General features: G+C 46.8%; 15 protein-coding genes. 2 read left to right on the top strand and 13 right to left on the bottom strand.

Features of this window, described 5'->3' with window-relative positions; translation table 11 throughout:
* The 3 genes from FYJ60_RS09670 to FYJ60_RS09660 form a co-directional block, all read right to left on the bottom strand.
* Entirely contained in the window at nucleotides 1-1,050 is a 1,050-nt protein-coding gene (locus FYJ60_RS09670) for a FecCD family ABC transporter permease (RefSeq protein ID WP_205839052.1), read from the bottom strand.
* Between the two features lie 347 nt (nucleotides 1,051-1,397).
* Nucleotides 1,398-2,579 carry an ABC transporter substrate-binding protein gene (locus FYJ60_RS09665; protein ID WP_154458481.1) on the bottom strand — a complete coding sequence of 394 codons (1,182 nt, stop codon included), beginning with the start codon at nucleotides 2,577-2,579 and terminating at the stop codon, nucleotides 1,398-1,400.
* Between the two features lie 73 nt (nucleotides 2,580-2,652).
* Nucleotides 2,653-3,681, bottom strand: a complete 1,029-nt coding sequence (locus FYJ60_RS09660; RefSeq protein WP_334296186.1) for a 3-deoxy-7-phosphoheptulonate synthase — start codon at nucleotides 3,679-3,681, stop codon at nucleotides 2,653-2,655.
* A gap of 259 nt (nucleotides 3,682-3,940) precedes the next feature.
* Here FYJ60_RS09660 and FYJ60_RS09655 point away from each other — a divergent pair, with 259 nt between their 5' ends.
* Nucleotides 3,941-5,158, top strand: coding sequence for an AI-2E family transporter (locus FYJ60_RS09655; protein ID WP_154458479.1), 1,218 nt, complete (start codon nucleotides 3,941-3,943; stop codon nucleotides 5,156-5,158).
* Here the strand turns inward: FYJ60_RS09655 and FYJ60_RS09650 are convergent.
* From FYJ60_RS09650 to FYJ60_RS09635, 4 genes are all read right to left on the bottom strand, one after another.
* On the bottom strand, nucleotides 5,122-5,901 hold the full coding sequence (locus tag FYJ60_RS09650; RefSeq protein WP_154458478.1) for a class I SAM-dependent methyltransferase: 780 nt from the start codon (nucleotides 5,899-5,901) through the stop codon (nucleotides 5,122-5,124). The two genes, FYJ60_RS09655 and FYJ60_RS09650, sit on opposite strands and share 37 nt — an antisense overlap.
* 15 nt (nucleotides 5,902-5,916) lie before the next feature.
* Entirely contained in the window at nucleotides 5,917-7,191 is a 1,275-nt protein-coding gene (locus FYJ60_RS09645) for a glutamate-5-semialdehyde dehydrogenase (protein ID WP_408609147.1), read from the bottom strand.
* Nucleotides 7,192-7,326: 135 nt separating this feature from the next.
* Nucleotides 7,327-8,265 (bottom strand): ROK family glucokinase, encoded by a 939-nt coding sequence (locus FYJ60_RS09640; protein WP_154458580.1) that lies wholly within the window; start codon nucleotides 8,263-8,265, stop codon nucleotides 7,327-7,329.
* A 307-nt stretch (nucleotides 8,266-8,572) separates the two neighbouring features.
* Entirely contained in the window at nucleotides 8,573-9,919 is a 1,347-nt protein-coding gene (locus FYJ60_RS09635; protein ID WP_154458476.1) for a RuBisCO large subunit C-terminal-like domain-containing protein, read from the bottom strand.
* A gap of 353 nt (nucleotides 9,920-10,272) precedes the next feature.
* On the opposite strand from FYJ60_RS09635, the gene FYJ60_RS09630 reads away from it, so the two are divergent.
* Nucleotides 10,273-11,304 (top strand): sugar-binding transcriptional regulator, encoded by a 1,032-nt coding sequence (locus FYJ60_RS09630; protein ID WP_154458475.1) that lies wholly within the window; start codon nucleotides 10,273-10,275, stop codon nucleotides 11,302-11,304.
* Nucleotides 11,305-11,372: 68 nt separating this feature from the next.
* Here FYJ60_RS09630 and FYJ60_RS09625 read toward each other — a convergent pair whose 3' ends face one another.
* The 6 genes from FYJ60_RS09625 to FYJ60_RS09600 all read right to left on the bottom strand — a co-directional run bounded on the left by FYJ60_RS09625 (nucleotide 11,373) and on the right by FYJ60_RS09600 (nucleotide 17,259).
* A complete protein-coding gene (locus FYJ60_RS09625) occupies nucleotides 11,373-12,095 on the bottom strand; it encodes a phosphatase (protein WP_154458474.1) in 723 nt (240 codons plus the stop codon).
* Between the two features lie 614 nt (nucleotides 12,096-12,709).
* Nucleotides 12,710-13,150: an RpiB/LacA/LacB family sugar-phosphate isomerase gene (locus FYJ60_RS09620; RefSeq protein ID WP_154458473.1), complete on the bottom strand. Its 441-nt coding sequence runs from the start codon at nucleotides 13,148-13,150 to the stop codon at nucleotides 12,710-12,712.
* A 33-nt stretch (nucleotides 13,151-13,183) separates the two neighbouring features.
* On the bottom strand, nucleotides 13,184-13,960 hold the full coding sequence (locus tag FYJ60_RS09615; protein ID WP_154458472.1) for a triose-phosphate isomerase family protein: 777 nt from the start codon (nucleotides 13,958-13,960) through the stop codon (nucleotides 13,184-13,186).
* A gap of 30 nt (nucleotides 13,961-13,990) precedes the next feature.
* Nucleotides 13,991-14,953: a 4-hydroxythreonine-4-phosphate dehydrogenase PdxA gene (pdxA, locus tag FYJ60_RS09610; protein WP_334296185.1), complete on the bottom strand. Its 963-nt coding sequence runs from the start codon at nucleotides 14,951-14,953 to the stop codon at nucleotides 13,991-13,993.
* 30 nt (nucleotides 14,954-14,983) lie between these two features.
* A complete protein-coding gene (locus FYJ60_RS09605; RefSeq protein ID WP_154458471.1) occupies nucleotides 14,984-16,192 on the bottom strand; it encodes a four-carbon acid sugar kinase family protein in 1,209 nt (402 codons plus the stop codon).
* A gap of 62 nt (nucleotides 16,193-16,254) precedes the next feature.
* Nucleotides 16,255-17,259 carry a 2-keto-3-deoxygluconate permease gene (locus tag FYJ60_RS09600; protein WP_154458470.1) on the bottom strand — a complete coding sequence of 335 codons (1,005 nt, stop codon included), beginning with the start codon at nucleotides 17,257-17,259 and terminating at the stop codon, nucleotides 16,255-16,257.
* Nucleotides 17,260-17,829: the final 570 nt, after the last annotated feature.

Here is a 17,829-nt window from a genome sequence, read left to right as displayed (position 1 = left end):
CTATCGGCTGCCCTGTCTGCGGATCAACATGTAGATAACAACAGGCGCCCCCAAGACAGAGGTAACCGTGCTGATATTAAGCTCTGTGGGAGCGAATGCCATACGGGCAATCAGGTCACAGAACATACAGAAAACAGCGCCTCCGAAAAAGCTGGCCGGAATAACCACCAGCGGTTTGGACGTTCCGAGCGCCCGCTTCATCAGAAACGGCACGGCAATGCCAACAAAGGAAATCGGACCGGCAAATGCAGTGACCGTAGCGGAGAGAATACTGGAAATCAGAATCAGAGCGACACGGAAGCGCTTTACATTGACTCCCATGCTCTGCGCGTAATGCTCCCCCAGCTGATAGGCCCCGATCGGCTTGGAGAGAAGGAAGGTAAGGGCAACCGTAATTCCCACGACAACCGCGGCGAAACCGACATTTCCCCAGTTCGAGCCGGAAAAACTTCCCTGCGACCAGCTGTGAAGATTTACAATATCCGAATCCTCCGCAAAGGTAATGGCAAATTCCGTGATGGCGCTGCAGATGTACCCGATCATGATACCCGCCACCAGAAGCGCCGCCATCTGGTGAACCGCCTTGGACACCAGAAGGATAAAGCCGGTAGAGGCCATGGCTCCTACAAAAGCTGCCAGGATCAGGATAACCGAGGGCACCTTCCCGAACATGTCGATGAAATAGATCATTACGATGGCCACCGCCATCTTTGCTCCGGAAGAGATTCCCAGAACAAACGGACCCGCGATGGGATTTTCAAAAAAAGTCTGCAGCAGGAAACCGGAAAGCGCCAGCGCGCCGCCGAGAATCGCCGACATCAGAATCCTGGGAAGCCGGATTTTCCAGACAATGTTCACCTCATCCACACTTCCTGACCGGGCAAATATGATATTCAGGATTCTGCCCAGCGGAATATTTACATTTCCGGTATTGATATTCAGAACGATAATGGCGCAGAAGGCCGCCGCCAGCAATACAAAAACCAGTGTATAGCGCGACCTCCTCCGGAAATTTTCTTCATGAAAACTGCCTGCGCTGCCGTGATCCATCTGCTTCTCCATTTCTTCCGCATTGTTGTCCCGCAGCGCGGCGCGGTCCGTTCCCTCACCGTGCTGCCATGAAGCCCGGCCCGCCGCTCTCGGACCGGCTTCTCTTTTTCTGTTCCCCGTGTTCTTTCCGCAGACTCCGTTCCGATCAGAGAATGCAGGAAATCAGCCTATGTCTTACCATAACAGAACCGGTTTCAATTTACAACAGAAACAGGGCTGCCGCCCTGTATGCCGGATAAAGGAAGACTTCGGGAGATGTACCCGCAATGGGTTCCCGAAAAGTTCTTTCTTTACCGCATAAGGCGGCAGCCCTTCTGACAACGGCCGCTGTTTAACGGTCTGCCTGCTTATTCCATCTCTTTATTCGTTGTCGTCTCTTCTACCGAAGCGCAGTAGGGCTCGAAATTTTTCTTCACCTGATCCATATCATATCCCAGCGCAGCCGCTGTCTCCGTATTCACGGTAGCAATGCTGCTGTCGGATGTCTCCACCGGAGTAGACGCCGGATCCGCGCCCTCTGCCAGAATTTTCGCGACCATGTCCGCGGTCTGGCTGCCAAGAGCCTTATAATCCACTCCATATCCGCAGAAAGCACCGTTCCGCGCAAAGGAATCCGCTCCCGCATAGTGAGGGATGCCGGCTTCCGCGAATTTTTCATAGATGGCCAGCTCTGCCGTCATGACCGTATTGTCGGTAGGGGTAAATACTGCATCCACGCCCTCCGCGATCAGGGCATCCGCGGCGGTAGAAATTTCATCCTGCGTCGTCCCTGTTTTCTCTACGGTCTCGATCCCTTTTTCCTCCAGAATCTTTTTCGCGTCGGCAACCGGCTGCGCAGAGGAATCCTCGCTCTTGGAGTACAGGAGGCCGACCTTTTTCGTATCCGGATTCTGCGCGAGAATCAGGTTCATAATGGCTTCCGTATCCAGCGCGTCCGAAGTCCCGGTGATATTTGCTCCCGGCGCATCCAGGCTGTCAACCAGCTTCGCGCCGACAGGATCAGATACCGCGGAAAATACAATCGGAATATCCTTTCCTTCTGCCGCTGCCTGCATAATCTGGGCGGTAGGTGTCGCTACCGCCACAATCAGGTCCACATCGTCACTGATCAGCTCGGAAGCAATCTGGTTCAGGGTTGTTCCGTCTCCCTGTCCGTTAAATTCATAATCCTTATAATTGAAAGTAACTCCCAGCTCCTGTCCCTTTGCGTCCAGTTCCTGCTCCAGATTTTCCACGATCTGATTCAGGGAAGCATGGTCCACATACTGCACGACGCCAACCTTAAACTCCGTTCCTGCCGCCGCCTTGCTTCCAGAAGATGTCTGAACCTCCGCCGAGGATGCGGCTGTGCTTTCTTCTGCAGAAGAAGATGCTGAGGATGCCGCCTCCGATGTCTGAGCCGTTCCGGCAGAGGACGCCTCCGATGCCGGGGACGCCGCGGAAGAGCTGCTCCCGCAGGCCGCCATGGAAAACAGCATGACAGAGGATGCTGCCAGCGCTGTTGCTTTCGCCAGAATATTCTTTTTCATTTTGTAACTTCCTCCCTTTAGTTCGATAAAGCAATAAAGTGCTTTCCGGGGCATTATAGCAGATATCCGTATCTCAGACAAGGTCTGCGATTTCAAGAATCAGCTTTTCAGATTTTTCCCATCCGAGGCAGGGATCAGTAATAGACTTTCCAAACACGCCATCCCCGATCTTCTGCGCCCCGTCTTCCAGGTAGCTTTCTATCATCAATCCTTTTACCAGGGAACGGAGATCTTTGGAAACATGACAGCTGTGAAGAACATCCTCCGCAATCCGTATCTGCTCCAGGTACTGTTTGCCGGAATTGGAATGGTTGGTGTCTACAATAACAGCAGGATTTTTCAGGCCTCGCTCGTCATACAGCGTTTTCAGGCGCCGCAGCGTCTCATAATGGTAATTCGGCATGCTGCGGCCGAACTGGTCGACATAGCCGCGCAGAATCGCATGCGCCATGGGGTTTCCGGTGGTCTGCACCTCCCAGCCCCGGTACAGAAAGCGCTGCCTGCTCTGCGCCGCTTCAATAGAGTTCATCATCACAGACAGGTCCCCGGCTGTCGGATTTTTCATTCCTGCCGGAATCCCGATTCCGCTTGCCACCAGCCGGTGCAGCTGGTCCTCCACCGAGCGGGCTCCGACCGCAACGTAAGACAGCAGGTCGGAAAGATACCGGTGGTTCTCCGGGTACAGCATCTCCTCCGCGCAGGTAAACCCGGTTTCTTTGACCACCCGTGTGTGCAGCTCCCGGATGGCAATAATCCCGGCCTTCATATCCTCTCCTTTTTCCGGGTCCGGCTGATGAACCATTCCCTTATATCCTTTCCCTACCGTTCTGGGCTTATTGGTGTAGACACGCGGGATAATGAAAATTTTGTCTTTTACCTTTTCCTGTACGCGCGCAAGCCGGTGCATGTACTCCAGGACCGCCTCCTCGTTATCCGCGGAGCACGGGCCGATGAGAAGGAGAAATTTATCACTCTTTCCGGTAAAAATGTCCTCGATCTCCCGGTCTCTTTTTTCTTTCAGCGTCTTGATCTCCGCCGGAAGAGGGAACTCCTCCTTCAGCTCCGCCGGGGTGGGGATTTTGCGAAGAAACTCCATCTGCATTTCCATACTGTCTGACCTCCTGATCTGGCTTTCTGTTTTTTTGTTATCTGACAGACGTTCCTTACAGACTGTAAGCAGCGGTTCTTATCTGCCTGTGAACAGTACACGATGTTTTGTTCTTTGTCAAATATTTCTCATCTCTCTGTTGCTTTCCGGCACAGCGGCAGTATACAATTAAAGTACATGCGCAGCATCGGGCCCGCGGGCTTTTGCTCTGGAAGCGGGCTCACACAGAAAATGGAACAGGCAGGAAACTCTGATGAAATTTAATCACAACTGGAAAGATAAAAAATGGGCTAATTACGCGATCGCTCTCTGCATTGCGGTTTTCTTCTACCTGGTGCTGTCCCACATCAATATTATTTTCGGGGGAATCGGGAAGTTCTTCGGTTTTATCCAGCCCGTGATCATCGCCCTGATTATCGCCTATATTCTGAACCCGCTGGCCAACCTGTTTGAAAGAAAACTGTTCGCCGGTATGAAAAGAAAAGCCCTGGCCCATATTCTCGCTGTCGCCATAACCATTATCCTGGTGGTGGCGCTTCTGGTGCTCCTGATTGCGGCTCTGGTTCCCCAGCTGACCTCCAGCGCCATGACACTGGTGAAAAACCTGGGTGGATATATTGAATCCTTCCGGAGCTTCATTGAGGGACTGCTGTCCAATTCCCCCGGAGAACACCCGATGATCCAGCGGCTTACCAGCATTGGCACAAACCTGCTCAGCTCCCTGGAGAATTCCCTTCCCACAACGGCAGACAGCCTGATCAGCACCTTCAGCAGCATCGGAAGCAATATCGTGAACGGCGTCATCTCCTTCATTCTTGCCATCTATTTCCTGCTGGACAAAAACCGCCTGATCCGGTGGTTTGTCACCCTGCTGAAGCTTCTGTTCTCCCCGAAGCGCTATCGGGAAGTGGCAGATTTCTGGCTCCACTGCAACACAATTCTGATCCGGTATATCTTCAGCGACCTGATCGACGGTCTGATTATCGGCGTGGCCAACTTCATCTTCCAGATGATAGCAGGCCTTCCGTACGCCGTTCTGATCTCCGTGGTTGTGGGAGTGACCAATCTGGCACCTACCTTCGGTCCCCTTGTCGGCGGTGTCATCGGCACCGTTATCCTGGTGCTGATCAATCCCTGGTACGCGCTCTGGTTTATCATATTCACGCTGATTCTCCAGACCTGCGACGGATATGTGCTGAAGCCGAAGCTGTTCAGCGGAGTGCTTGGTGTCTCCTCGGTATGGGTCCTGATCTGCATCATTGTAGGCGGACGGATGTTCGGCGCAGCAGGTATCCTGCTCTCTATCCCGTTTGCCGCCATCTCCGATTATATCTACAATGAATTTATCCTTGTCCACCTGCGGAAACGGAGACAGAAAAAAGAAGCCGGCCAGCCGGGTGCGCTGCCGGAAGAAAAAAAGGAGGAACCGGTCATTCAGGAAGAATATTCCGGGAACACAAAACAGTCGTAGCGCACCGCCTTGCCCGAAATGGAATACTCCGGCTTTCTGCCGGCAAGAAAAGGTCCTTTCAGCGGTCTCTTAATCACAATTTTCCCCGGATGGGCAGCTTCTGCCGCCTGCAGCAGCTCTTCCTCCTCCGAACACGGCCTCTCCAGCTGTTGAAGCAGCTGGAATTTTTTTCCGATTAACGCACTTTTCTTTCTCTCCGGGAACATGGGGTCCAGGAGAACAAGCTCCGGGTGCAGGCTTCCTTTTCTCAGCACGGCAGCGCTGTCCTCTTCGTGCAGATGCATCTCCGCCGCAGCGGAAGCGAGCACGGTGTTCCCGTCTCCCCGTGCCCGTTTCAGTGCATCTGCAAGCAGGGCGGCAATAACCGGATTATACTCATACAGCTCCACCGTAAAGCCCGCCGCCGCCAGAAGAAGCGAATCCTCTCCCAGCCCTGCCGTGGCGTCCACCGCCACAGGCCTTCTCTCCGGTCTCCGGATTCTGGCAGCGCGGACAAGCATCTCCTGCCGGAGATTGTTCGTCTTCAGCCTCCGTGCCATTCCCGAAAAGTCCCCTCGCAGCGACAGCTTCCTGTCTGTCAGCGTCAGTCCCTCCGGACAGAACTTAAGGACAAGCGTTGCTTCCGGCACATCCGTCAGCCTTCTCACCATCTCTGTCCGGAGATGCTCCGCCAGAAGCTCCGCTGCCTCCCGGTCCGCCGGATTCTCGGCCAGAACCACCGGAATTTTTCTCATTTTTTCCATCTCTGTTCCCTGCTCTTACAGGTTTAAGTCCCGGAAGTGAAACTCCTTTTTCCCGGAGGCATAGTCCGCAACAATCTGCCCCTGTCCGTACAGCTTATATTTATAGGTCACAAGCCCGTCCAGTCCCACCGGCCCCCTGGCGTGAAGCTTTCCGGTGGAGATACCCACCTCTGCGCCGAAGCCATAGCGGTATCCGTCCGCAAAACGGGTCGAGCAATTCTGGTACACGCCGGCGGAATCAACCATATCCATAAAATATTCCGCCGTTTTCTGATTTTCCGTAAGGATACAGTCTGTGTGGTGGGATCCGTACCGGTTGATATGGTCAATGGCCTCATCCACACTCCCGACAATCTTCACCGATACCACCAGATCCAGATACTCTCTGAAATCTGTATCTTCTATGGTTTCTCCGCCGACCAGATCCGTGACCTCCTTCGTCCCACACAGGCGAACCCCCTCCTTGCGGAGCCTGTCCGCCAGCCGGGGAAGAAACACCGGAGCCAGATCCCGGTGGATCAGCAGGGTTTCCACCGCGTTGCAGGCTGCCGTGTACTGCGTTTTCGCGTCCACAATAATCGGAACAGCCTTTTCCTGATCGGCATCCCTGTCTACATAAATATGACAGATCCCGTCCGCGTGTCCCATCACCGGGATTCTGGTGTGATCCATGATATAACGGACAAAGGCATTGGAGCCTCTGGGGATCAAAAGATCGACACAGTCGTCACACTCCAGGAGTTCGTCGATTTCATTATGCTGCTCCGCCTGCAGCAGACAGTATTCCGGAAAGCCTTCCGCAACCGCGGCATCATGAATGATCCGGAACAGGATGCGGTTGGTATTCGCCGTCTCTTTCCCGCCCTTGAGCACCGCGCAGTTGCCGCTCTTGATACAGAGTGTGGAAATCTGCACCAAAGCATCCGGCCTGGCCTCAAAAATAACCCCGATGACTCCGATCGGGCATGTCTCCCGTTTCAGGACAAGTCCCTGATCCAGCTCCCTGGCAAGCGTAACCCGGTGAATCGGATCCGGAAGAGAAACCAGCAGACGGATCCCCTTCTTCACATCCTCCAGTTTATCCCTGTCGAACTTCAGGCGCTTCCGCACCGCGGGCGTTACCTGATTTTCCTCCGCGGCTGCAAGATCCTTCCGGTTCTCCGCGAAAATTTCTTCCGCATGCTCCTCCAGTCCGGCCGCAATTCTTTCCAGAATCCTGTTCCTCTGCGCTTCCTCCGATGCCGCAATCCGGGGAGCCACACGTTTCATCCTTCGTACTTCTTCACGTATCTTCAATTTCAAAGCCTCCTTCGTAAGCTCCCATTTCCGGCTGACGGAGCAGCAAAACTTTACACGCTGTCAACTTCTGTCTGTTTATAAACCCCTTATCCGGCGGATCGGGCGGCACCGCGGAAACAACGGATATTACATCAGCATGCGCACGGCGCCGTAAATGCCGGCATCGTTGCCCAGGCGGGCCAGTTCAAACCGGGCGCCCTCCGAGGCATGGAACGCGTATTTCACGAAATATTTCCGGATGACATCTGTCACCATGGGGCCGGCCTTGGAAACACCCCCGCCAATGACAAATACCTCCGGATCGACCACGCAGGCCACCGCGGCAAGCGCTTTTCCCAGAATCTGTCCGACCCTCTCGACAATTCGGACTGCCACCTTGTCCTGCTGCTTCGCCGCGTCAAAAACATCCTTGGAGGTGACCTTCTCCAGCGCTTTCAGCGAGGACTCCTCCGTGGTTTCATCCAGCATCTTTCTGGCTGTCTTCGCAATTCCGTTTGCGGAGGCATACTGCTCCAGATGGCCTTTTTTCCCGCATCCGCATACGGCATCCTCTTCCTCGTTGATGCAGATATGTCCGATTTCACCGGCTGCGCCGAAAGCGCCGTTCAGAATCTTTCCGTCCAGAATAATTCCGCCTCCGATTCCCGTTCCCAGCGTCACCATTACCATCGAACGGGCTCCTTCTCCGCCGCCCTTCCAGATTTCTCCGAGAGCCGCCACATTGGCGTCATTGCCGACCATGACCCTGCAGCCGTCCAGCAGGGAGGAAAGGATGTCGCGGACCGGAACGACGCCCCAGCCCAGATTGACGCAGCGGTCTACTACAGAGTTCTCACGGACGGCTCCCGGAACACCGATGCCGATTCCTTCCACATCCTCCATGGAAATCTTCCGTTTCTTCAGCATCTCCCGGACTGACGCGGCGATATCCGGCAGGATCTGCTCTCCCCCGTTCTCCGTCCGGGTAGAAATTTCCCATTTTTCCAGCAAGTCACCGGACGTGTGAAAAATACCCATCTTTACCGTAGTTCCGCCGACATCCACTCCAAATGCGTAAGGCCTCATGTTCTCTCCCTCTTTCTTTTCGTTTTCTATCTTCAAATTCCACTGCACTGCCCGCTGCTGCGCGACATGCACATCACATGCAGTAAAGTATAGCAATTTCTACTCTGATCGTACAGAAGCAAATATACAAAATACCAATTCAAGCATGCAATTCACTTCAGAGTCGTTCTGGCGCATATAAAAACTGATCTCTCCAGACTCTCGACCTCCTATATAAAAACAGGCGACCCGGAAGTTTTCTCTCCCGAACCGCCTATATTTAGGAAATTATAGCAGTATAATTGTTACGCAAACTTTATATCACTTTTTAAATCGCGTAGAGATTCTTGCTGTGATCTTCTCCATAAATGCCCCACTTTTCTACGGACATCTTCAGTTCCTTTGATCCGGTCTTAGCAGCTTCACGAAGCGGAACATCGTTCATGCAGGCATCGATGGCCTCTCGGAACGCTCTTGCTCCAGCCTGCGGTCCCATCGGATGTGCGTGTATTCCAGCGCCTACGCCAAGCAGGATATCGTTTCCTGCATCATGCATAAACTTCGGAACCAGACCCGGTACAACACCGCCGCCTACAAACGGAAGCATCGGTTTTACATCATACATCTTTGCCTTTGCGGTGATTATATTCTCAATGTAGTTATCAAAAGTATTGTCAAATTTACCATACGGTGGCTGTGTCAGATAAATGTCGCAGCCCACGATTCTGCAGATCTTGGTAACAACCTTAGAACTCATTCCCTGGTATGGAGATGCGGTAAACGCACCGTTAAAGCAACTGTGTCCGAGAATCGGAACCGTAATATCCGGATCCTCTGCCAACATTCTGACTGCAGAATATCCAACTCCATGCACATCAACCATAATGCAGTTTCCACCATTTTCAATAACGGTCATCGCATTCTCTTTCAGTCTGGATACTTCATCCGTGATGTTGCAGGCATAAAGCGTTTTCTCATGCTTAATATCCTCAGCTCTGTGCGCAGCATCCATATTCATTTTTACACGATCCGCCAACTTGTTGAAGGAACGATTTGCACCAATCAGCTCATCATCCTTGATAACATCCACACCGCCGGCAGCCGCTTCATAAAACAGTTTTGCACCAACTTCGGGAGTATATCCGGTGCAGGGCTTAATCATATTATTAAGCAACGGCCTGTTGTACACGCCAAGTATTTTGCGGATTCCTTCCAAACCAAACTTCGGCCCTTGGAAAGACTTTACAAATTTCTCCGGGAAATCAATATCCAAAAGTTTCAGATAAGGCATAGACATAATGTTTCCGGCAATCGTACCGATCAGCAGAGGCATATTATCCTCGACATTTGCTACCGGATAACCAATACGAACAACAAACCATCTGTACCCATCCGCTTGAACCGCATTGTTTAAGTCCGTCTGATTCTCATAGGCAGGTACTTCATAAATGCCAATCACTTTGGATGCGTATTTTGCGCGTACCTCATCCGTCTCTGCCGGAACATCAGCCCAGGATCCGGTGGTCTGCTCAATACCAATGCTGTTCATTTTTACGACAACATCTTCGTCTCGGTGGCAGCCAATCAGATACGTTGCAACCAGAAGATCATCCAAATCTACTCCCTCATAAAGAGGATTTAATAAAGTTCCATACATTCTGTTCTGCTGAATCATTGTTTTTTCCCTCCTGAATTTAAAAGTGTTTTTCACCCCCTTCTGATCTTCATCTCAGGGGTTCTTATCTCTTGCTGATTTTATAATAAGCCGCTTAGCAAATATTATCTAGTGTGAAAATATTTTCTCCGTGCTTCCTTCTGTTATTTTTCCATCGCTTTACAGCTTCATTGTTCATCTTGAATCAAAGTGCGACAAGATGGAAAAAAATACCTCTGGTACCTGGATGGAAAATATTTTCGAACACTTTTTTTACGTCAAAACGTTATGTATGCGCTATACTGAAAATAGCATTGCACACGTTTGGGTATATTGCATTTACTGCAAATTCATTAGTATTGAGAGGATTCCATATGAAAAAAAACACAGCGATTGACAAATATAATCAGTCACCGTTTCTAATATTGAAAACTGCCTATCTGTACTATATGCAGAACAAATCTCAGAGTGATATTGCAGAGGATCTCAGTATCTCAATTACAACGGTTTCCCGCCTGTTAAATAAGGCGAAAGAACAGAAGATTATAGAATTTGTAATCCGAGATCCCTATCTGAAATGTATTGAACTGGAGCAAAAATTAAAAGAATGCTACAGACTGAAGGAAGTGATCATCGCACCAAATGGAATAAATGACGAACTTGACGGCACGGACACCGAACTCGCTAAGGACAACGCAAAACGGCTTGTTGCACTTGAAGGCGCCAGGTACCTGCAACGAATTATCCGTCCAGATGATATCCTTGGGGTTACTTGGGGCAGTACAGTCTACAACATGATCAATTATCTGAACCCGGCGCAGAAAATCCCGGCAAAATTTGTAACACTACACGGCAGTATCGCCTGCTGCGAAAATGAACTCGATGTCCGGACACTTGTATCCAGAATGGCAAAGGCTTTCTTTGGTAAAAATTACTATCTGCTGACGGACGCTCTGATGAGCAGTTCTGCCGCAGTTGACATTATGAAGAAAGAACGAAACAATCGGGAAGTTTTTCAGATGTTTGATACCATTAGTATATCCGTCAATGGTATCGGCAGCTTCTATCCAGAAGAATCCTCTGTTCTTGCAACCCAGGCATTCATGGAAACGGACGATCTGCAGTCACTGCGAAACGCAGGAGCATACGGAGATATTGCCTTGCGTTTCTTCGACGCAGATGGAAATGAGTGCAAGTCTCCTCTCTCAGAACGCATGATCGCAATTTCATTTGACCAGCTTAAACGGATTCCGCAGAAGATCGCGCTGGCCTCCGGTGTGCATAAAGCATACAGCGTCCGTGCCGCTCTGCGAGGCGGTTTGATTGACGTGCTGATCATCGACTACCAACTTGCTCAGAAATTAATAGAACTCGCCGACACAGAGAAACGCTTGATTCGCCCATAAAATCCGCACTGTGTCTGCAAGCTGTGTCCACTATCTGTTATATCACCTAGCAACACAATATCTGCCAATTAAGCAGTCGGCAGATATTGTCTAAGAAGCTCTTCAGATTGATTTACGACCAGTTCTTCCGGAAAACCAGTTTCCTGAAGGAGTGGAATGACACGAGAAAAATTTCCGACCTCTTCTTCGCAATGTGCATCACTGCTGAGAAGAACAGGAACATGATGCTTTACACATAAATCCAGAATCACCAAATCATTATTCCTCGCGTTCAGCCTAAACCCCTGTGGATTCAAAGAATTATTATTTAACTCGATCAGGACATGTTCCTCTGCAGCCGCCCGAACTAATTCCTCATAGTCTGCGGGAAAGATTCCATTATCCGGATGGCCAATAACCATAACTTTTGGGTGTTTCATTGCTTGCACATAGGCATTTGTGTTTTCTTCTTTTGTCCCTGATACTGTGCAGGCATCATGAAAACTGGCAATACAATAATCCAGATCTCTCCAGCTCCTGGCATCAAGATCTGTAGTCCCCTGTTCATCAAGAATATTCAGTTCCGCACCGTATAAAACGTGGACACCATATTTCTCATTCCGCAAGATATTTAAATTCTGAAAATAATACAAATTTGTACTCCCCGGCATTGCCGGAGCATGCTCTGTGATTCCAATTATCTTCAAGTTCTTATCTGCAGCTGCTCGAATCATTTCATTCATGGTATTATAGGCATGCCCACTAACAATTGTATGAGTATGCAAATCCATTGTATATTTCGATCCATCCATAACTATTTTTCTCCTGTCATCTAACTTTTTATCTCAATAACTATGATCCTGGATAAAGTGACTCTTTCTAACTACTTTACAAAGCCGTTTTTCACGCTTCGTAGTATTTATCTGATGTTCATTCATTTTTTCCAGAACCATATTCATTGTATATAATACCACATGGTTGTTATTGGATGGTATACAGTTCCTACTCACCTTTGCATTGCTAAATTTACGTCTCTACAAAACATCATGTGTGTGCTTCTGCCTTCAAATATACCCTAACAGATGCCACACTCATCTTTAATGAACCTCAAATCAACATAAAAACGATGGGAGTTTTGGAACTCTCACAAACAAAGATAGAAAATGCTGTTTTAAGTAACACTTAACTAAAACTTCCCATAGCAAAAATGGGCTTGACACAATAGGAAGGTTCAACACACCTTTTGGGTGTGGGAAGTTTTAGCACTTAATTTGCTTCAAAAACCATACTTAAACATATGAAAAAAGAGAGATCCCTTATTTCTAGCATAGCCATGGATCTCTCTCATGCAAAACTTGCTCTAATATAAGCTTTGGCTATATAAAATAAATGAGGAGTATAGCTTCTTTCAATAATATCTTAATTATTACCGATTCATATCATACAGCACATATGCATCAATTTTCGGTTGTGAACTACATCCTTGAACAAATTTATTTGTAAGAAATGTATCAATAAGCTCTTCTCGAACCTTTTCTCCTGTTGTAAAGGCGCCGAAGCAAGCAATATTGGCATTGTTGCTGAGTCTAGCTCTTTTTGCAGAATAAGCGTCAGTGAGTAGTGCTGCATAGGCACCTTTAACCTTATTAGCTGCAATAGACATTCCTAATCCTGTTCCACAAATTAAAATACCTACATCAAACTCTCCCGATGCAACTGCTTCTCCTACCTTTGTAGCAACATGTGAATAAATCACATCATCACTTCCGAAATCTGTTATATCCGAATAGTCTTTTCCCTTTAAATAAGTGATCATACTTTGTTTCGCATTAACTGCGTTTGGATCGCATCCAATGGCTATTTTCATTTATTATTAATTATACCTCTCAGTTCTGGAATCTTAGATGTCCCTGCTCAGTAGCTTTGCTGAAGTAACAGCTATTTCAGAATATAAAGATGGATTTATTCCACACTTTGTTGTAAACAATCCATTAACATTTTGAAGTTCTGCAATTCGAGCATAACTATCCATTGTGATTCCACCACCATAAATAATTTTTACATCATGAGCTACATCCGTCCCATAAAGGCTTCCTATAACAGAACGAATCAGCCCATGACTTTTTTCAATATGGGCAAAACTAATTTTCCCATAGTTTCCTATTGCCCATCTAGGCTCATAGGCAAAAATTATTTCTTTTACATCAGTACACGAAATGTTTTTTAATAGTAGAAGCATTTGGCTTTTAATATATTCCCGAGTTTCTTCATCAGTACCTTTCTTTTCCTCTCCTATACATAAAAAAGGTTTCAAACCATGAGATAAGGCCATTTTTAATTTTTTATTAGACATCTCATCAGTTTCCCTCAGAAAAGTTCTGCGTTCTTGATGATTGATTTCAACATACTCACACCCAACATCTAACAACATTTGCGCAGAAACTTCCCCAGTATAAGAGCCGCTCTCTTCCCAAAACACATCCTGTCCGCCTAATTTTACACAAGATTCTGGCGAAATACATTGATGAATTGCAGCAAGTGCTGTAAAGGCCGGAAAAATTACGACAGGGAAATCATGAAAACCTTTTAACTTTTCATCTAGCTCTATTGCCGCTCTAATACTTTGAGAATAAGAAAGCTCCATTTTCCATCCTGATCCGACAATAAAACTCTTCATACTCAGACCTCATAAAATGTTAAGTACAGATCAAAATTTTACATTACCTTTTAAAAATTTTTCAGCACAAAGCATCGATTGCTCCATGTTGGTCTCATCTGCAAGCCCTGTGCCGGCAATATCAAATGCTGTGCCATGATCTACAGAGGTTCGGATAATCGGAAGTCCGATTGTACAGTTTACACACATATCTCGGTTTCCAAGTTTTGCTGCAATATGTCCCTGGTCATGATACATTGCTACTACAGCATCATATTCGCCATCAATATGTTTTTTGTAACAGCTATCAGGCGGAATCGGACCTACAACATTAATCCCCTCTTTTTTTGCCTCCTCGATAGCTGGGATTACCTCCTCTATCTCCTCTGTTCCAAACAATCCATGTTCACCGGCATGTGGATTAAGACCTGCTACGGCAATCAGAGGCTTTTTCATTCCCGTCATCTGAAGAGCCTGATTTAACAGTTCGATCACATCCAACACTCTCTGTTTTTTTACCCTGTCACATGCTGTACGAAGTGAGCAATGGGTAGACACATGTGCTATTTTCATAGGACCGTAAAACATCATACAATACTTTTGAGTATTTGTTCTGGTCGCAAAAATCTCTGTATGGCCATCAAAATTATGTCCGCCCAAATGTAAGGCTTCCTTGTTCAGCGGGCCTGTTACAACCCCTTTTAATTTGCCGCTTAAGGATGCATCAATTGCGCTGACAACATATTGATACGCCGCATCTCCACACTTTCCGGAGCATTTGCCAATTTCGTATTGATCCATGGTCAAATGATTGGGGTCAATGACATTTAGATATCCTTCTTTATATTCATCCGGATCCTGAATCTCCACTATTTTTTCAGCTAATCCAAACTTGGTAACATAATACTGCAAAATATCTACTGCGCCATATACAACATATTTTTCCTGATATTTAGACATATCATTCATTGCTTTCACAACGATTTCCGGACCTACGCCAGCCGGATCACCAATTGTAATTCCAAACACTTCTTCTCCTCCATATTATTTATTATGAAAAAATTGAATACATTTAACTAACGCATCTTCATTCCCAATAGAGCCACCCTTAACAATGCACGGAAGATTTGGGTAATCCCCGCCGTCCAATTCAATTAAGGCAATAACCGGAAGAACATCTTCAATTAATCTTGCTCCAGAGGCACCATTTTTTTTCATAAAGCTGATTGCAGTATCACCACCTGTTAAAAATACCCCCTGTACCTTAACCTCTTTCAAAATCAACCGGGACAACTCTCCCATTTTTTCCTGCGTATACCTTGCCACATCCTGACGGTTCATGCCATGTTTCTTTCCGCAATCTACAGCGGCAATATAATCTTCATTTTCCTTGGCCGAAACAACAACAGCATCATTTCCCGTCCGAAGAATTTTAATTACTTTGCCTGCTACATCTTGAAGATTTCCACCATTTATCAAATCCTTCACGTTCATCTCGATCAGTTCTGCTCCCTGATCCAAGGCTTTCTTGACCTGTCTTCTGGATGTCTCCGCAATACTGCCCACCAATGCCAAAACAGGCTTTGGTTTTTCTACAACACTGAATAATGCGTTAGCCATACCAGCCGAGCCAACCCACAATATTTTTTTCCCTGTACCGAGAAGGAAACTGACCATTTTCTCCATATCTGAATTTTCAAGTACATCATAAGTAATAACCCGTGCACCATTCAGTTTCAACTTATTTTGTCGTATCTGTGTGAGATTAAAATACTGTACAGGTTCTTCCATCGCATCTTCCATGAGTGAAACAAGATTATCATCTGTCACAAGGCATAAGGGATCCCGCATTATTTCAGTCTCACATACTCTTGTTCCATTCATATATAGAACACCATCAATGACAGTACGATTGGAATCCGGATTGGCAGGATTGAAAACAATTAAATCCGGTTTATAAACACTGTCTGCGGCCAAGATTTCAGATCTGATATTTCCCCGAATTGTAGAATCTATTTTTTTATAATAATAATCAAATTTTATATCCTTCAGATCCTCAAAAATATTTCGGATCTTGTTGTAAGCCTCATTTGGCGGTATATTTCGAGATTCCGAGTCTATAACATAGGATTTATCCGGTTCAACATTCTTCAAATCAAAGATGATATGAGCCTCTACTCCTCTCTTTGACATCTGGACACCAGCATCTCCAGAACCCGTGAAATCATCTGCAATCATTAAATATTTTCCCATTGTTCCGTGCTCCCGTTAACCAGTAAATACACCCCTGTTTAATTAGTATGGATGCAAACTGATTACCCTTTTTGTGGAATCGGTTTACCATCTGCCGGCGGATCAAATACCTGCCCTGGCTTCGGATATTTCGGACAGCCATATTTCTTGGCCCACCATGAAACAATAAAAGGAACAATCAGCGCAGAAAGAACCGTGGATGCTGCAACCTGTACTGTCGCAATTGATACGAAGCTTGCCCAGGCTGCATCTGCAGTTGCTATTGCAGCCGGTACCGCCACCGCATTTCCAGCTGTTGTCGCGACAGCCCAACCTGCATAACCGGGTCTTCTACCTATAAAGTGATCACACGCAACGATGAATATGCCACCCACAAAAATAGTGATCAACGCAAGAATAATTCCTGAAACGCCTCCAGTAATGACACTCTTTAAACTAATTCCTGCCCCCAGAGAAAAGCCCGTAAATGGAATAACAGCGCTTCCCAGTGGGCCAAAAAACTTTGTCACCTCAGGATCAAGATTTCCCAAGATCATGCCGGCAAGAATGGGAATAATAGCAGCAACCAAACTCATAAAAGGAATATCTGCCAGCCCGGATGCCCCAAGGGCTACCAACGTTAAGAACGGTCCATCATTTATTGCCAAAATCGGCATACACGCACAATCTTTATCATCACCATATTGCTGCATTAACGCAAAATAAACGCTTCCGTTACTGTTTGTAACTGCACAAATCATTGCCATGCTTGAAATTCCAAGGAAACCATTGGAACCAAATAATTTGCCAACCAATATTCCCAGAAGCGCTCCTATTATAAACTTAGCTATTAAGAGCAACCCTCCTCGTTTAAAAACCGCTGGGAGCTCTTTTACCTTTAGATTCGTTCCCATACAGAATAACAGAATACCTAAAGCGCAAGAACTACCCGCGCTTGAAAATGTTGCCGTCGTAATACCGCCAATCTGAAGAGCGTTCGGCGCAAACGTATTCACCAGACACCCTGCCAGCAGTGGAACAACCATCATTCCAGCAGGTACTTTTTTAATAAACTGCATTATTTTCATAACATTTCCCCCTCCTAAAATTCATTGTTTAATGGTTCTTTGATTTTTGTCATTTTTTGAGAATCTCATCCGTTTTTCTCATTTTATGAAAGCGCTTTGCATAAATCTTTTTATTATTTTTTACATTTAATCGTTAATATCAATATATACATATTTCATATTCGTTAAAAGATTGGGAATTTTTTCACCAAAATATTGATTGAAAAAATTTTCCCTTATGAAAAGCAGTGATTTTTCTATCGAAATACCAGCACTAGCATATACTGTCAGGAGCTCCATCTTTGAGTGCGTTATAAACTTATCATCACATTGGAATTGAGTATTCCCCTTTTTAAACAAATCTTACGCATAAAAAGTCTTGCAAAAGTCCACCCTCCCTTCACGTATCACAAAATCCTGTTTAAATGCCCATCTGTTAATTTATAAAAAAAACAAGCCATAGGCATTCTCTAATGTGCTGCCTTAGCTTGTTCCCTTTACAGGGGTTAGACATCAATTGCTTTTGCATTGAAGCAAAAACCTATAGTCTTATCAATTTCATGAAATATCTCGAGTTGTGGAAAAAGGAGA

It is taken from the genome of Bilifractor porci, from assembly GCF_009696005.1.
Taxonomy (GTDB): Bacteria; Bacillota; Clostridia; order Lachnospirales; family Lachnospiraceae; genus Bilifractor; species Bilifractor porci.
Note: the sequence above shows the minus strand (reverse complement) of the source record. Positions and strands in the feature narration are given on the sequence as shown.

Excerpts from the sequence above, each read along its gene's own strand:
- FYJ60_RS09660 (WP_334296186.1), bottom strand. The coding sequence starts at position 3,681 with ATGCAGATGGAGTTTCTTCGCAAAATCCCCACCCCGGCGGAGCTGAAG.
- FYJ60_RS09630 (WP_154458475.1), top strand. The coding sequence starts at position 10,273 with ATGAAAAAAAACACAGCGATTGACAAATATAATCAGTCACCGTTTCTA.
- FYJ60_RS09635 (WP_154458476.1), bottom strand. The coding sequence starts at position 9,919 with ATGATTCAGCAGAACAGAATGTATGGAACTTTATTAAATCCTCTTTAT.
- FYJ60_RS09650 (WP_154458478.1), bottom strand. The coding sequence starts at position 5,901 with ATGGAAAAAATGAGAAAAATTCCGGTGGTTCTGGCCGAGAATCCGGCG.
- FYJ60_RS09665 (WP_154458481.1), bottom strand. The coding sequence starts at position 2,579 with ATGAAAAAGAATATTCTGGCGAAAGCAACAGCGCTGGCAGCATCCTCT.
- FYJ60_RS09600 (WP_154458470.1), bottom strand. The coding sequence starts at position 17,259 with ATGAAAATAATGCAGTTTATTAAAAAAGTACCTGCTGGAATGATGGTT.
- FYJ60_RS09670 (WP_205839052.1), bottom strand. The coding sequence starts at position 1,050 with ATGGATCACGGCAGCGCAGGCAGTTTTCATGAAGAAAATTTCCGGAGG.
- FYJ60_RS09605 (WP_154458471.1), bottom strand. The coding sequence starts at position 16,192 with ATGGGAAAATATTTAATGATTGCAGATGATTTCACGGGTTCTGGAGAT.
- FYJ60_RS09640 (WP_154458580.1), bottom strand. The coding sequence starts at position 8,265 with ATGAGGCCTTACGCATTTGGAGTGGATGTCGGCGGAACTACGGTAAAG.
- FYJ60_RS09615 (WP_154458472.1), bottom strand. The coding sequence starts at position 13,960 with ATGAAGAGTTTTATTGTCGGATCAGGATGGAAAATGGAGCTTTCTTAT.
- FYJ60_RS09620 (WP_154458473.1), bottom strand. The coding sequence starts at position 13,150 with ATGAAAATAGCCATTGGATGCGATCCAAACGCAGTTAATGCGAAACAA.
- FYJ60_RS09655 (WP_154458479.1), top strand. The coding sequence starts at position 3,941 with ATGAAATTTAATCACAACTGGAAAGATAAAAAATGGGCTAATTACGCG.
- FYJ60_RS09625 (WP_154458474.1), bottom strand. The coding sequence starts at position 12,095 with ATGGATGGATCGAAATATACAATGGATTTGCATACTCATACAATTGTT.